This window comes from Sphingobacterium bambusae, assembly GCF_033955345.1.
Classification (GTDB): Bacteria; Bacteroidota; Bacteroidia; order Sphingobacteriales; family Sphingobacteriaceae; genus Sphingobacterium; species Sphingobacterium bambusae.
Map to the genome: position 1 here is coordinate 3,125,255 of NZ_CP138332.1, position 15,319 is coordinate 3,140,573.

Annotated in this window: 13 protein-coding genes; 5 read left to right on the forward strand and 8 right to left on the reverse strand. The window is 50.8% G+C overall.

Annotation, left to right across the window (positions count from 1 at the left end; translation table 11 throughout):
- Nucleotides 1–1,093 precede the first annotated feature (1,093 nt).
- The gene (locus SCB77_RS13055; protein WP_320182446.1) at nucleotides 1,094–1,375 is read left to right on the forward strand and encodes a hypothetical protein; all 282 of its coding nucleotides are present in this window, start codon (nucleotides 1,094–1,096) and stop codon (nucleotides 1,373–1,375) included.
- On the opposite strand, the gene SCB77_RS13060 is transcribed toward SCB77_RS13055, so the two are convergent.
- A complete protein-coding gene (locus SCB77_RS13060; protein WP_320182447.1) occupies nucleotides 1,372–1,584 on the reverse strand; it encodes a hypothetical protein in 213 nt (70 codons plus the stop codon). The two genes, SCB77_RS13055 and SCB77_RS13060, sit on opposite strands and share 4 nt — an antisense overlap.
- 357 nt (nucleotides 1,585–1,941) lie before the next feature.
- Between SCB77_RS13060 and SCB77_RS13065 the strand changes: the two genes are divergently transcribed.
- From SCB77_RS13065 to SCB77_RS13080, 4 genes are all read left to right on the forward strand, one after another.
- Nucleotides 1,942–2,565, forward strand: a complete 624-nt coding sequence (locus SCB77_RS13065; RefSeq protein ID WP_320182448.1) for a fibronectin type III domain-containing protein — start codon at nucleotides 1,942–1,944, stop codon at nucleotides 2,563–2,565.
- A gap of 156 nt (nucleotides 2,566–2,721) precedes the next feature.
- Nucleotides 2,722–3,150, forward strand: a complete 429-nt coding sequence (locus SCB77_RS13070) for a DUF5675 family protein (RefSeq protein WP_320182449.1) — start codon at nucleotides 2,722–2,724, stop codon at nucleotides 3,148–3,150.
- An 84-nt stretch (nucleotides 3,151–3,234) separates the two neighbouring features.
- Nucleotides 3,235–3,438 carry a hypothetical protein gene (locus SCB77_RS13075; protein WP_320182450.1) on the forward strand — a complete coding sequence of 68 codons (204 nt, stop codon included), beginning with the start codon at nucleotides 3,235–3,237 and terminating at the stop codon, nucleotides 3,436–3,438.
- A complete protein-coding gene (locus SCB77_RS13080; RefSeq protein WP_320182451.1) occupies nucleotides 3,422–3,592 on the forward strand; it encodes a hypothetical protein in 171 nt (56 codons plus the stop codon). The genes SCB77_RS13075 and SCB77_RS13080 overlap by 17 nt, the downstream gene beginning before the upstream one ends.
- 926 nt (nucleotides 3,593–4,518) lie before the next feature.
- Here SCB77_RS13080 and SCB77_RS13085 read toward each other — a convergent pair.
- The 7 genes from SCB77_RS13085 to SCB77_RS13115 all read right to left on the reverse strand — a co-directional run bounded on the left by SCB77_RS13085 (nucleotide 4,519) and on the right by SCB77_RS13115 (nucleotide 15,205).
- Nucleotides 4,519–5,703 (reverse strand): glycoside hydrolase family 76 protein, encoded by a 1,185-nt coding sequence (locus SCB77_RS13085; RefSeq protein WP_320182452.1) that lies wholly within the window; start codon nucleotides 5,701–5,703, stop codon nucleotides 4,519–4,521.
- A 10-nt stretch (nucleotides 5,704–5,713) separates the two neighbouring features.
- Nucleotides 5,714–6,841, reverse strand: coding sequence for a glycoside hydrolase family 76 protein (locus tag SCB77_RS13090; protein WP_320182453.1), 1,128 nt, complete (start codon nucleotides 6,839–6,841; stop codon nucleotides 5,714–5,716).
- Between the two features lie 12 nt (nucleotides 6,842–6,853).
- On the reverse strand, nucleotides 6,854–7,999 hold the full coding sequence (locus SCB77_RS13095) for a SusE domain-containing protein (protein ID WP_320182454.1): 1,146 nt from the start codon (nucleotides 7,997–7,999) through the stop codon (nucleotides 6,854–6,856).
- An 18-nt stretch (nucleotides 8,000–8,017) separates the two neighbouring features.
- Complete coding sequence (locus tag SCB77_RS13100; RefSeq protein ID WP_320182455.1) at nucleotides 8,018–9,652, reverse strand: RagB/SusD family nutrient uptake outer membrane protein; 1,635 nt, start codon at nucleotides 9,650–9,652, stop codon at nucleotides 8,018–8,020.
- 10 nt (nucleotides 9,653–9,662) lie between these two features.
- Nucleotides 9,663–12,773: a SusC/RagA family TonB-linked outer membrane protein gene (locus SCB77_RS13105; protein WP_320182456.1), complete on the reverse strand. Its 3,111-nt coding sequence runs from the start codon at nucleotides 12,771–12,773 to the stop codon at nucleotides 9,663–9,665.
- Between the two features lie 285 nt (nucleotides 12,774–13,058).
- Nucleotides 13,059–14,360, reverse strand: a complete 1,302-nt coding sequence (locus SCB77_RS13110) for a sugar porter family MFS transporter (protein ID WP_320182457.1) — start codon at nucleotides 14,358–14,360, stop codon at nucleotides 13,059–13,061.
- On the reverse strand, nucleotides 14,357–15,205 hold the full coding sequence (locus SCB77_RS13115; protein WP_320182458.1) for an ROK family protein: 849 nt from the start codon (nucleotides 15,203–15,205) through the stop codon (nucleotides 14,357–14,359). The genes SCB77_RS13110 and SCB77_RS13115 overlap by 4 nt, the downstream gene beginning before the upstream one ends.
- Between the last annotated feature and the right edge of the window lie 114 nt (nucleotides 15,206–15,319).

Below are 15,319 nucleotides of genomic sequence, written 5' to 3' on the forward strand. Positions count from 1 at the left end.
AATTAACAGCAACGTCGCCTTATTTTTGTTGCGTCTGTAGAAACTTGCCTCTGCACTGTCCCACAAGGATGCAACAAAAATTCGCGACAGGGATAAGAAAGTATATAGTATTTAGTAATGAGTATGTAGATAAGAAAATGGCGGTAAACTAGCTGATTACAGCTATTAGCTAGTCAGTCATCACCATCTCACTTTATCACTCCCCAACAGCGATCGAGCACCTCCTGTTTAAAACATACCGATCAACGGAGCTTTTTCGTTTCATCAAGCGATGGAACGAGCGGGTTGCTGCCGTGGCCTAGTGGGGAGGGAAGGCATTAGATGATATTCCAAAATCCAATGAAAAGGATTTTGGAATATCATCTTAGCCTAGCAGGCAGCGAACCGCTGTGGGGTGGACGGTGGGTTAGATCGCATGGATGAAACAAAGATTTTTTGCATACTTTTTTATCTTGAAAAAAGTATGGCTCTGTCCTGGCTAAGGACAAACCAGTCCCTGAAAGGGACAAGATAGTATATAGTATTTAGTACAGAGTATTTAGATAAGGAAATGGCGGTAAACTAGCAGATTACCGCTATCAGCTCGTCAGATCATCACCTTGTCACCTCATCACGATGTCACTATATTTGATTTGTTAAAAAAATGTCTTTTGTTGAAAAAAACACTATCCTTCATAGGAAAAGCCTCACTATCTTTATACAGTAGAATTTGGATTTACCTAGGTCAAGTAGGTAGTCCCGACCATTATAAACGGCTCAATTATGATAATAATCCTGATAATAAGCCAATTTTTATTTGATGCTATTGTGCATCTTATGACTATGCGCTCTCCCAACAAAGGGGCTGAGGTAGCAGCATGCACAAGTCCCAGACAGCCCATTCACTTGTACAGCGGACAGCGATCATTAGCTCATAGTGAGCAATATCCGAACCTGTTTATAAACATCATTCCGGCCAGACATTATCTTCCGCGAATACGTTTGCCTCCTTCTTTTGGATGTGGATAAGCAATAAGAATTATAAACAAGCAACAGTTCGAAATGGTATGCTCAACCTTCGATAAGCCGCTGTTGCACAACAATTATCTGTATTATGAAAAAGTATATAGAGACTATTATTATCTTGCTGCGCAAGATCATTGAAGCGTTACAAAACGAAAAAGAAAGCTCATCTGTCGGTCGTCCACCCTTGACCGAAAGAAAATTTTACAGTAAGCAAGACGTGTTGAAATTGTTGAACATGACCGATGTCACGTATAAGCGAAACTTAAAGAAGGGCATCCTCAATCCTATGCGTTTGATCGGAACAGATGTGTACTTTGAAGAAGATCTATTGAAGGCTTTAGAAGAGAGTAGGATGAAAGGCAAGATCTAGAAGCGCTGTTTCAAGAGGCACATGCCCAAAAACAATGCGTTGTTGCATATGAACGATAGGTTGTCGTCTACAAACGATGACCTATTGTTTTTCTTCAATAAGCTATTGTTCATCTTCAACAAGGTGTTGCTGCACAACAAAGGTGCATGGCTGACAAACAATAGCACACTGCATACATGCAAAGCCTTTATGTCTAATAACAATACCATAATGTTTATATGCAAAGCCTCATTGTTCATAAACAATAACGCATTGTTGATATACAATGCATCATCGTTTACATGCAACGATCTGTTGCATATATGCAATACCCTATTGCATATATGCAAAATGGCGGTTTTTGGGTATTTAGGATGCTTTATATTCGTTTTTGCAGGAACGCTTCTGTCAAATCGGTTCAAATCGGTTCAATTTAGCTCAAATCGGGTCAAAATTTCATTTGAGGTCGGATTTGTTTTTACGTTTGTGTTGTACCGAAAGGAGTTACGGACGGTTAGGGCGGATGATTGGAGCGCTACAGGAATTTGGCCTGCTTGAAGTCATAAAACTCGGTACAGCTCATTAAAATGGCAAATAAATCTAAAGTGCTTGTCAACTTTGCACGAATGAAAGATGACGAGCTCATGGTAGCTGCAACGACGATTATCAGCGCCATGACGGACAATGTACATTTTGAAACGCCAAGCCCGAGCTTGGAATCAGTACAAGTGTTGGTCGATGACTATGCGGCCAAATTGAATGCGGCACGCCGCCGAGGAGCGCCATCGGATACGGCCTTGAAGAACGAAGTGCGCCAGCCGTTGGAAGAGGCTTTGCAAAAGCTGGGGTACTATGTAAATGCCACTGCGCAAGGGCATTTATCGACCCTGCTTAGCTCGGGCTTCCGCAGCAGTAGCGGTATCAGTTCTTTGGAGGTACCCCTGAAGATCGAGGCCGTTAAAGTGCGCGACGGGAGACAGTCGGGGCAGGTGAGGCTAGATTTTGCACCGCAGCGAGCGGCGCGAATGTATGAATGTGTGTATAGAAAGCAACATGAAGAAGCTTGGAGTGCACATATCAGCACCACCTCTTCGCGCTTGAACATTATTGCACCCCTGTCGGTCGGGCAATATTATGAGATACGCGTACGTGGCATTAACACCCATGGCCAAGGCGACTGGAGTGATATCGTCACGATCATGGTCCGTTAATCGGCGGAAGCACCGATGATCCTGTTTGGCGGTAGGCTAGCGGCCGTAATGCTTGCCGCCGAATATTTAAACAATGTTTAACCAAAGGGGCAGCGCCCTGTGCCTGCCCTTATTTTTTAACCGGAGCGCTACCGCTCCATCCTTAGCTATTACATCATGAAAACAAGACATACCTTGTTTCTCCGTCGTACATACGGAGAGCGGGGAACCAATGGGCAGATCAGTTACCAAGGACAGCATATCTGCTATACCATCGAACTGCCCGATCGAAACAACGTCCGGCGCCTCAGCTGCATTCCTGAAGGATGCTACCGGCTAGAAAAGCGCGTGTACCCTAAAAATGGCGAGCAGATTGGGATCCCCCATGTGCTGCGCCGGGAGGCTATCCTGATACACGCGGCAAACAACGCCATGACGGAGCTGATGGGCTGCATAGCGCCGGTGACCAGCCTCACGGGGCAAGGAACCGGAACAGGCAGCAGGGCTGCCCTCGCCGAGCTTAAGGCGCTGGTATATGCCCTATGGGATATGGGGGATGAGGTGTATTTAAGAATAGTATCGGACAGCGTAATTCCCGATGCCTAGCCCAAGAAAGGAAGCTGCGTATAGCAGGCCGTCTAGGCATACGCTTGTAAACATCAAGTATCAAAAATCTTGACTTAAAAAAAAATGAAAACAATAATCGGAAAAATGCGCCAAGCCGTGCAGGTGGCACTGCTGGCGCCCATAAAACTACCGGCTAAGCTGCTGCATATATTAAAATATGCGGCCGTAGGCCTAGGCATATTGGATAGCTTGGTAGCGCATAAAGAAGAGCAATCGCAAGAGACTGCCCAGCAAGGAGAGGAGGAGGCCGATGAAGACGCTCAGTAATGTGCAGCATGGCACCCTAGGTGGTACCCTCTGCTCCATAGGGGTAAGCTTCGACTGGAGTAATATGGCCGAAACGGTGCTGATGGCCGCGATCGGTGCGGCAGTAAGCTACCTGCTGAGCCGCCTGCTGCACAGTAAACGGCGGAAACCCTAGCGGAAAATAGTATGTAGTCCTTAGTACGCCGTTCGCCACGGCAGGGCAGCACTTTTGAAGGGCAAAAGTGCTCAAAACCCTTCGTCTCCTTCAGGTGCTTCGTCGCACAAGTCCAGCGCACACCAAGCAACATGTTTGGTAAAGCTGAAATAACGTCGGAATCGCTTTAGATGCGATTCCGACATAATTTCTAGGCTTTTTCCATCCCTCGATTCCCCAAACATGTTCTTTGTTTTCCAGCACTTGGAAGGAGACTGGAATAGTTACGTTAAACGGTTACCGCATGATGTCGCTTTTTGATCGCTATTTATGGTATTGCGTAATGCGTATTGCGTAATGCGTATTGCGTAATGCGATAAGGGTAGTGGTAAATTTTAAGATCACCGCTATCAGCTCGTCACCTCTTCACTTTGTCACTATCAGTATAGCGTAATGAATATTGCGTAATGCGATAAGGGTAGCGGTAAATTATAGGATCACCGCACTAATCAAACGTCACTTCTTCACTTTGTCACTTTATCACAAAGTATAAAACTCTACAATCACCGCACCTGCCTAATATTAACACAAACGTCGCCTTATTTTTGTTGCGTCTGTACACATTTGCCCTTGCACTGCCCCACAAGGATGCAACAAAAATTCGCGACAGGGTTTTGCTTACTTTTGCCCCACAAAAGTAAGGCCCCTGTCCCGGGCTTAGGGACGAATCGGTCCCTGAAAGGGACAAAAGTGTATCGCGACGGCATAGCCGTAAACCTTTGCCCTACAAAAGTATCGCCCATGTCCCGGGCTTAGGGACGAATCGGTCCCTGAAAGGGACAAGAAAGTATATAGTACTGAGTACATAGTATGTAGACTAGGATAGCGGTAATCTTTAATTTACCGCTATCCTAGTCACTTCATCACTATGTCACCTCGTCACCACTTTACTTCACTGCCGCTAGGCGCGCATACATCTCGGCCATAGCAAACTGATCGAGCAGCCATTTTTTGTCGCTATTTTTATCCTTCCCCGACCATTCCTTGCCGAAGAGACCATTGTTGTCGCGCATTGCCGTCCAAGCATGATCCAAGTTAGCTTGGAAAGCCTTGATATATTCCGGATTTTTATCCTGCCCATACAGCTCGATGTAGCCGCGCAGCATGATAGCGATAAACCAGTTGTCGCTACGTTTTAGTAAGGGAAAGTCGGCGGAAGAGCCCTTTGGCGAGAAGAAATAGCCCAAGCCCGCTTTTGCCGACTCCTGCGCATCCGATAGATACTGCTTATCCTTCGTCAGCTTATACAGCAAGGCCGCCGCCTGAATCATTTGACCCGTGTTGTACGGATATTTGGCCGGCTGCACCTTACCCGCGAGGCTGATATTATCCCAATAAAGCTTATCGGCAGGATCTTGCAGATTCTTTTTTGTCCAGGCATACAAGTCCTTCGCCTGCTGCAGGTAAGCCTTCGACTTGGTAGCCTCGTGGAGCTTGAGGAGGTAGACCACCGCCGGCGCGTTGGAACAAGTATTCTTGGATTCCTTTTTCTGTTCGCACCAGTAGATGCCACCACCCAGCTTATCATCCATACCACTCTGCACGAAAGCCCATATCTCCTGCGCCTTGCGCAGGTAAGCCTTCTCCTTTGTGTGGAGATAAAGATCCGCAAAGTCTATACCCAGCCAAATATTATCATCGTAGAAGCGATCGGAGAGGGGTGCACTGTTGATGTAAGAAGCGTAACCCACTGGGCTGCGTTTATCATAATAGTTTTCCAAGCCCGGCAGCACCGCCTGATCAATATGCTGCTTGGTCTCCGGATTATGCTTAGCCTCCAGCAGCGCAGCATAAGCCGATAAGCTACCCGAGAACGGCCAAAGGTAAGAATACGCATTGGCTTTGGGCTGATTGCTGTTATCGGCTAGGTAGGTCGCGCTGTAGCTATCGTCAAAAGGAAAAGTTTCCCGAAGAAGATGCTTGCCATCGTTGACGGCATAGTGATCTTGGATTGTGGATAAGCTTTCCGTGGCTCGCGCATAGTTTGCATTATTAGGTAGCTGCTGCCCCTGCAGGCAAGAAGCCCACAAGAGCGCCAGCGCAGCACCCGCTATTTTTTTTATCATCATCATGACTAATTATTTACTTTTTTTTTTCAAAATACGCAATACTTTCGAATAACATCGCCGCACTCGTTTGGGCCGTGAGCTGCGCATCGCCGCTAGGGCGCTGTGCCCAAGAAGAACCGAAGAGCAGGAAATTTTGGTCGGCCCCCTGCAGCCAAGTCACGCGGCCATTGTTGTGCAGGAAGTTTTCAAACTTGAGGCGGAACGCATCTTGGAGGCCATCGCGCTCGAGCAGCTGCACAAAGTAGCGCATAAAGATACCCTTGAACAGCGCCCCATCGCCGCTACCCTCGTCGCGCAGCACATTGCTGCTCGCATCGATACATTTGGAGATGGTATAGTTGGCCGTTTTCTGCGCATCGTTCATATAAAGCGGATCCTGCGTGACATCAAAAAGCTCGACCGCCGTGCCTAGAAACGTACCTTGGTTGTAGGTCAAGGCCACCGTGTTGATGACATCCGTCTCGCCGTTGATATTGTCAAACACGGCACCCGTTGCCCGATCAAAAAGCACATCCTTTTGCCATTCGTAGATGCGCTTAGCCCAGTCGAGGTAAGCCTCCTCCTTGGTGAGCTTGTAGAGGCGCACCGCCAAGATGCTCGCCGGCCCATTGGAGCAGGCATTTTTGGAATAGCGCATATCCTTGCGCCAGGCCAGCCCGCCGCCGGCATATTCCGTGTTCCAAGCTTTTAGGATATCCTCCCAAAGGAGGAGCGTAGCATCCATATATTGCTGCTCTTTCGTGATTTCGTAGAGGCGCAGGAAAGTAAGCGCATTCCACTCCATATCATCATAGAACACATTGTAATAATTGCCACCATTCTTTACCCGCACCCCTTCAAACCAAGGCTCGAAGTAAGCGCGGTATTTGGGGTCGTTGCTGCGCAGGTAGGCATCGATCACAGCGTCCATGGCATGCGCATTGGGCCAATATTGAAAGCCGAGGTCCGAGCGATCACTGCCATAGTTGAAGTAGCCCTCCTCGTTCCAAAACTGGCGGATCAGCGTATCCGTGCTGCGGCGGGCCATCTCCTCCCAGGAGACGGGCAGTTCGTCGTTAAACTGGTACTCGTCCTTGATCTTGCCGCAGCCTACCGAGGTAAGCAGGGCAAGCCAGACAAGTGCTATAGATCCAAATTTCATGTGCTTCAGGGTTTAGTTTACTTTAACCGTATGTGTATACTCCTTATCGCCCTGCAGGATGACGCTAATCGTGGTCGACTTGCCATCCACGGCGCCATCAAACTTCCACTTATCATCCCACTGGGTGACCGCATTGAGCAGCTTCAAATGATAATAGGAAGGGTCGCTGGCCGCTGTTGGGCGGCTATCCGTTGGGTTTTTCGCGCCAAATTGCTGAACCACCGTGTTGCCGTTGACCAACGTGCTTAATTGAAATTTATAGCGCTCGTCTCGGCCCCATCCCTCTTGACGGAAGGTGACGACACCCGTGCCGCTCCAGATGCCTTTTCCTTGGTAAGGTAGGTTGAACAAAATCTTGTTTTCGGGCGAGAACCAAAGGCCTATGGAGCGTATCTCCGTAAAGCTGACCGTGGCCACATTAAAGTCCAGCAGGATGCGGTAAACGCCCGTTTGGCTGACTTGCATGCTCGTTTCTTCGCTGGCTTCTTTCAGCTTCACCTGATCGTCCGTGAAGAACCGGCGCGCATTCACATCCTTCCTGTCGAGGAACACATAGCTCTTGCCTGCCTCTAGGCGGGTGTAGATCTCAAATTCGCCGGTTGCCGTTTGTTTGAACGGCAAGGCCGTAGCGACAGCCGTTCCGCCTTCTGAGCCCTCGCCCGACACATAGAGCTCATCTGGAATATCGGCGAAACCCTCCAAGCTGCTGATGTTGAGCTTGCGCACCACCGCCGACTGTACCCGGTTGATGCCGCGGGAGGAAACCACCGTCCACTGCACCTCGCCGCTTTCGCCCGGATTGACGCCCGAGGAGATGGCCACCGCATTGAGCACCTTGTGCGTGACATAGGCATTGTTGGCGAAGCCATTGTTGTTGGACATCAACTTGTAGAGTGGCTTCGAGAAATCGCCCCCCACCTTGTCAAACAGCACCTCATACAAAGGAGCGCCGCCGTCTTCGCTGAGCGCCGCCTCCCATTCGAAAAATAGGGAAGCCGTGCTGGAGCTGACCAACTTCACCGACTTGTTGTCAAGCGGTTCGAAGAGGCTGTTGACGGCCGTAACCTGCACGTCGGTATAGTTCATATCATCGGTTTTGCAAGCTCCAAAGCAAGCGAGCAGGGCAGATAGCCAAATAAAAATGAAATTTCTTTTCATGATTGCTTAGATTATAGATTAGTTAGCATGGCCGGGATTATTCGGCAATAAGTTGTTGTTTAAGTCGACCTCCACTTGCGGCAGCGACCAGAGGTAGTCCCTGTTCTCGTCAAAGCGGCGCGTATCGAGGCGGATGTAGCTGTTGTTGCCGTTGGCAAATTTTGCACCATACACCGGCCCATCCAGGTAGGTTTTGCCCGCTTTCCAGCGGATGATATCGAAGTAGCGCAAGCCCTCCAAAGCCAGTTCGCTGCGACGCTCGTTGCGGATGAGCGTAGTCATCGCTTCGTTGCTTAGCCCTGCAGGAAAGTCCAGCGCGGCAGCCGCCTCAAAGCCAGCCCGTGCCCGGATGGGGCGGATGGTTTGGTTCCACAGCGCGGCATCCAGTTGACCCAGCTGCTGCTTGGCCTCGGCATACATCAATAGCACATCCGCGTAGCGAAACATAATGATGTTTAGACCCGACTGGAACACCTCGGTGGCTGTGCGATCATAATATTTACGCACATAATAGCCCGTAGGCGAAGCGTTGGCCGCAGGGCCACTATACACATCCATGCGCTCTTGCTCGCTGCCTCCCGTGCCGGGGCGTGTGTAGATGGTGCGTGTTGATCCATCAAAATTGACCCATTGCGCGCCATGGTGCACCAGCGTAGCCGTTAAGCGCGGATCCCGATTGACGTAGGGATTGTTTTCATTGTAGCTGGCATTGCCCTGAATGGAGCTGCCGTTTAGCATCAAGTAGTTGTCGACCAAGCTCTGCAAGGGCGCGTAGGCATTCAGTCGGGCACCGGCCGATAGTGGCGCGGCATCGTAGAGCTTGCCCCATGTTTTCAAAATGGGCAGTTGCGCATAGTCCAAAATAACCTCTTCATTGTATTCATTGGCCGCTTCAAAGAGGCCGGTATAGCTAGGGAAGAGCGCATAGTTGCCGTAGCTGCCCTGCGCATTGATCAAGCTATCGCAGTAGTCGGCCGTTTTCTGCCAGTTGCTTTCATAGAGGTAGGCACGCGCCTGAAAAGCCATGGCTGCGCCTTTGGTGATGCGGCCGCGATCGGCATTAGGCAGTTCATTGCGGCTAGGCAGCATACTGCTGATGGCCGAAAGTTCGGTATGGATAAAGGCCATCACCGTAGCTTTGGGCGTGCGGGCAATTTGTTCCGACTCCTCCAGGCTGATGTCTTCGGTAAAGAAAGGCACATCGCCGTAGAAGTTGACCAACCTAAAATAGATCAAGGCCCGGATAAAGCGCATCTCCGCTATTTTTCGCTGTTTCCAGCTGTCGCTAGCATCTAGCACGCGATCTACATTGGCCAAGAACACATGCACGGTTTTTAGTCCGCCATAGGCATCGCCCCACTCGGAAGCGAAACGCCCCAGCGTAGGCATAGGCATACCATTGCGAATGCTGCGTTGATCTGTATTGGAACGCCCTTCAAAGATATTATCGCTAAGGGCCTCATCGTTAAACATCTTGTCGGCCGAATACATTTGATTGTAGGCCATATTGACCATCTGCTCGGCATTGGCGGCCGACTGCCAAAAGTTGGCATCGGTAAAGTCATCGGTGGGCAGTGGATCCATGGTATTGCAGGAATACAAGCTAGCCAACAAGAGACCGCCGCTATATAGAAAGTGAATAATTCGTTTCATTGTCATGCTGTTAAAACTGTATATCTAAGCCCAAACCATAATATTTCAAGGTGGGGTAGTTACGAGCGCTGTTGGCGCTACCGCTCATGTTACTATCAAATTCAGACGATTCTGGATCGATCCAAGAGTTCATGCTAAGCGTGAGCAAATTTTGCGCATTGGCAAAGATGCGTGCCCGCTGCAGGTGTAGGCGATTGGCCCAGCCCTGCGGCAAGGAATAGCCCACCTGCAGGTTTTTGAGACGCGCATAGCGCCCGTTGAACAGGTAGATATCCGACTCCATTTGGTAGTTGTTGCTGGTGGAGGGTGACCCGGCCGCCGTGAGGCGAGGCCATGCGGCATCGGTGTTGGTCGGTGTCCAATAGTCCAGTTGATGTTGGTAAATGGTAAAGGAATAGTTTTCGTGGAAAGGCTCTACCAGCTCGCCGCGCACCATCATATCGCGCTTGCCTACTCCCTGCCAAAACATGCTGAAATCGAAATTTTTGAACTTCAGGTCGTAGGTAAAGCCAAAAGTAAGGCGTGGAAAGGCGTGGCCCAGCACAAAGCGATCTTTGGAGTCGATGACACCATCGTTGTTGCGGTCTATATAGCGCACATCGCCGGGCTGCAGATCCGAGGAGCTGGTACCCACGGGTAGGGCAGCCGTTTCGATCTCCTGCATATTTTGGAAATAACCTTGCACCTTATAGCCGTAATAAGCGTTGATTGGCAAGCCTTCGCGGATAATCTTGCGAATGCGATCGGCCTCCGAGAACTGCTCTTTTCCTTCAAAATAGGTGACCTCGTTGTGCGTGTCGCCGATATTTGCCGAAAAGTTATGCTGCGCTTCGCCGGTGCGCAGGTTGTAGGCCAACACCAACTCCCAGCCCTGGTTATTCATTTGGCCGATATTGCGTTTGCTCAATTGGGTGCCAAAAACAGCCGGTGTTCTTGGCGTAATCAAAATATCGGTGGTGTGCTTGTGGAAATAGTCGAAGCTTGCGGTTAGACGGTTGTGCAAAAATGAAGCATCTACCCCCACATTAAAATTGGCTGTTTTTTCCCATTGTAGATCTTCCGTTCCTATCTGAAAGCCTGCGCCACTAACCGCGCTGTTATTAAATCCGTAACTATTGTTAAAAGGTTCATAACGCGTTAGAAATTGATACGCCGGCATGTCTTGGTTGCCCAACGAACCATAAGAAGCGCGCAGTTTCAAGTCGCCCACCCGCTCGCTGTAGGCTTGCATAAAGGATTCCTCGGAGAGGCGCCAGCCGGCAGATACCGAAGGGAAAAAGCCGTTGCGAAATACTTTTGCAAAACGGGAAGAGGAGTCGTAACGAAAAGTAGCTTCTAAAAAGTAGCGCTGTGCGTAGGTGTAAGCTAGCCGCCCGATGAGGGAGCTGATGCTGATCTCTTCGGTGCCTCCGAGGGAAGACCGGCTGGTGGGATCAAACTCCGTTCCCGTGGTGGGGGTGCCTAGAATAGGATCGGTGAATAGGTATTTGATCTCGTTGATGCGGCGCGTATAGGATTCGTTGGTTCCGCCAAAGAGCCCCTTCACTTCATGGTCACCAAAGGTCTTGTTGTAATCCAGGAGCAATTGGTAGTTGAGCATGGTCGCCTTCTCGTTAAAATCTTCCGTATTGCGTGTAGAGTTGACATTGACGGCCGGCCTTTCCGCATCAGCACTGGCATAGAGCGGCACTTGCAAGCGCCGGATAAAGCGATGGTCGGCATTGATATCGGCACCGAAAACCCCGCGGAGCTTCAGCCCGTCCATCAGCCGCACATCGAGGGCGATGTTGGCGTTGAAAAAGTCGTTGTCGGTTTTGACATAGCCCCCATCCCGCAGTTCGGCCAAGGGATTTTGATCGGTCAAGGCATTGTTGATCAGGTAGCGACCATTATCGGCCTGCATGCGGTAGTAATAATAGGGCGGTATGCGCGACGAGTTGATAATGGCATTGCCAGCGGTGCTGCTCAAACCATTATTACGCGCATAGGACAGGATGGTATTTAGCTTAAAGATGCCATACTCGGTAGACATATTGCTGCGCAAGTTGTAGCGCTTGATACCATAATTGCTGTTGCCCACAAAATTACTGCGTTGATCCAAAAAACCGCCTGAAAAGAGGTAGGTGGAACTTTCGCCACCGCCGGATACGGAAACATTATGGTTCTGTTGCAAGGCCGTTTGCATAATCTGGTCGTAGTTCCACTGCTCTATCCCGCGGTTATTGTACAGATCTTGGATTTGATCGGGCGTAAACTCGGGGTTCTTGCCCACATTGGTCAGCGCGAGGTTTTTGAGGGTCGCATTTTGGTAGCCCTGCACCGGCGCGTACAAAATCTGCGGATCCTGCGCGCCTACCAACGAAGAAAGGCTGACGCGGGGGCGTTGATTTCGCTTACCACTTTTGGTGGTGACCAGCAACACCCCATTGGCCGAGCGCGATCCATAGATGGCCGCCGTACCAGCATCTTTTAATACCGATACATTTTCGATATCCATGGGGTTGAGCTTATTGAGCGCCGCCACATCGGTGATCAAGCCGTCGATGACCACCAAAGGGCCATTGCTATTTAAGGTGGATATCCCGCGGATATTGATATTCATGGTATTGCCGTTGGGGTCCATGCTGCGCTGCTGTATGTTTAAGCTGGGCGAGGCACCCTGCAAGGCCTGCATAGCATTGGCCACCGGCCTATTTTCAATGGCTTTGGCATTGATTTGATCGACGGCGCCCACCACCGAGCGGCGTGTGGTGGTGCCATAGCCCACCACAATAACCTCGTCCAGCGATTGATTGTTGGCAGACATGGTGACGGTGATCTCTTCGCCATCTACGCGTCGCATCACATCTTGATAGCCCAAGAAGGTGATGCGTAGGTTGTCGCCCAGCTTGGCATTAAGGCTGAAGGCACCGCTATTGTCGGTCACTGCCGAGCTGCTGGTGCCTACGACGAGCACCGTTGCCCCCTGTATGGGGCTGCCGCGCTCATCGACTACCTTTCCCCGCACCGACAGTTGTACCTCCATGTGGCGCGATAAAAAGCTGTCGATGCTCGCCTGTACAGGAAAATGCCCAAACAGCAAAGCTCCCGCAACAAGAAATAATTTCGACTTTTTGATCATAATGAAAAATGGTTTATATCGTGGCTTTCGCCTGTTAGCAAAACCGGGTTAGCTTATCGCCTAAACCGGTTTAACAAATGTAGATATAAAATTCACAATTCCTAGTAAAGCCGTTATTTTTTTAGGTAACATTCGCGTTAAAGCTGCCCGATAGCCGCCGCTGCTGGGCGCAGAAGCCAGAAAAACCGGCCGGGATGAACAAAAAAAAACGGCGCCGAGGGATGGTTGATGTCCCTCGGCGCCGCTGTTGCACGGGCCTAATGCCGCTAGATGGCTGCGGTAAGCTTAGCCGGTGGCGTCTTTCATGCTTTCCAAGTCTTTGCCCTTGGTTTCGGGCAGGAGCAGGATGAAAACAAAGGAAAGGACTACCATGAGCGCATAGAACAGAAAGATATAGAAACCGCCCTGCTCAAAGCCCTCCACCACCACGGGAAATAGCCAAGAGATGATGGCCGCAAAGACCCAGTGGGTGCTGCTGCCGAGGGAGGAGCCTTTGGCGCGAACCTCATTGGGGAATATCTCGGCCAGAAAGACCCAAATGACGGCCCCCTGCGAGAGGGCAAAGCAGCCGATAAAACCGATGATGTAGAACAATAAAAAGGAGGAATGCTCGCCCTTAAGACCGAAGGCGGTGAGCAGCAAGAAGACAAACATGCCCACGGCGCCCAGCAGCAATAGCTTTTTGCGCCCCACACGGTCGATGATGCTCATGCCCAGCAGGGTGAAGAGCACATTGGTGCCGCCAATAAAGATGGGCTGCAGGTAGGCCAGCTGTGCATCGAAGCCAGCCATCTCGAAGATGCGCGGGGCATAGTAGAGGATGGCGTTGATGCCGGTCATTTGGTTGAAAAAAGCCAAGAGCACGGCGAAGACAATAGGCTTGCTATAGCGCTTTTGCCAAAGGGATGTAGCCTGCTGCGGTGTAGACGTAGCGCTGCTGTCGGCGCTATCGGCCATAGCGGAAGCTTGTCCCAAGCGCGCAAAGACGACATGGGCGGCCTCGCTGCCGCGGTGCAGGGCTAGCCAACGCGGACTCTCCGGCAGCAGGCGCAGCAGCGCATAGAAGAGGGCGGCGGGTAGCGCCATAATGCCCAGCATATAGCGCCAAGCATTGTCGCCCAGGCCGGCAAAGAGGAAGTTGGTGAGGTAGGCCACGAAAATACCCGATACGATCATGATCTGGAAGAGACCGGTAAGCTTGCCCCGATCTTTGGCCGGCGCAATCTCGGAAATATAAACCGGCCCAACCACCGAACTGACGCCCACGGCGAGTCCGCCTAGAAAGCGGAATAGTAAAAATAACGACCAAATAGGCGATAGCCCACAGCCGATGGCGGAGAAGAGGTATAGGAGCGCGATAAGCGCCAACACCGGTTTGCGTCCATATTTCTCCGCATAGCCACCGGCCAAGAGGGCGCCCAAGATGGTGCCGATAAGGGAGATGGATACCGTTAAACCATGCCAAAAGGCGTCCAGCTGCCACAGCTGCTGGATAATTTGTTCGGCGCCGGAGATGACGGCAGTTTCAAAGCCGAAGAGAAAGCCCCCCAAGGAGGCGATCAGCGCATATTTCCATACATTTTTCATTGTTTATAAGAGCTAGCAAGACCATAAAATAGATTCCATTCTTGAAAGGATGCCACATAGCAGGGCAGCTGCAGTGCCTTTTTAACGGCGGGTAAAAACCAGGGGTGCGCCTTGGCGATGTTGCCGCCAAAAACAATCGCATCTGGCTTTAGGGGCAGGATATGCTGCCGTATAAAATCCTGCAGCGCAACGGCGAGGTAATCAAAGGCGGCGCTACGCTCGGCCTCCATACCTTTGGCCTCTAGGAGGGCTTTGACATGGGGCAGGCTATGGATGCCACGGCTTTGGAGAAAAGCCAAGATGCCGCGCGTGGAGATATAGTCCTCGGCAATGCCCTCGCGGAAAGGCGCCGATCCATAGTTGAGGTCCTTGACATCGTCGCCGGCATATAGGGCCGAGCCGAGGCCGGTGCCCAAGGTGAGGCCGACAACGCGCTGTGCCTGCAGTTGATAGTGGTAGAGCTCTCCCCATAAAAAAGCCTCGGCATCGTTGATAAAACGCACGGCCGCCGCCGGAACAGCATAGTGGGCGCTGAGGTAGGACTTGACATCCATATGCAGCAGGGCTTGGTATTTGTGCATGCCATCCATAAGGCAGATGCCCTGCGCATAGTCGAATGGCCCGGGCATGGCAATGAGCAGGGCTTCGATGCTGTGCTGCTCGGCGTCCCACACCTGCCGGATGACGCTATCCCATTGCGCCAAAATATAGGCGCGGCTTTCGCCGCTATCGACATCGCCCTTGGCTTCTTTTAGTGCGGTGTAGCTACCGTTTTCGGCCTGTAGGGCGGCTGCGGCAATATGCGATCCGCCGATATCCAAGCAGAGCATGATGGATGTTTTCATAGGCGCGGGCAGCGTCCATAACGGGACGTATCGTCGTGTAAAAAAGTGGTCGTAAACATGATTTATAAAGGTTGAACAATAGCAAAACCGGTTTTGCTATTTGTAAATCTAGAA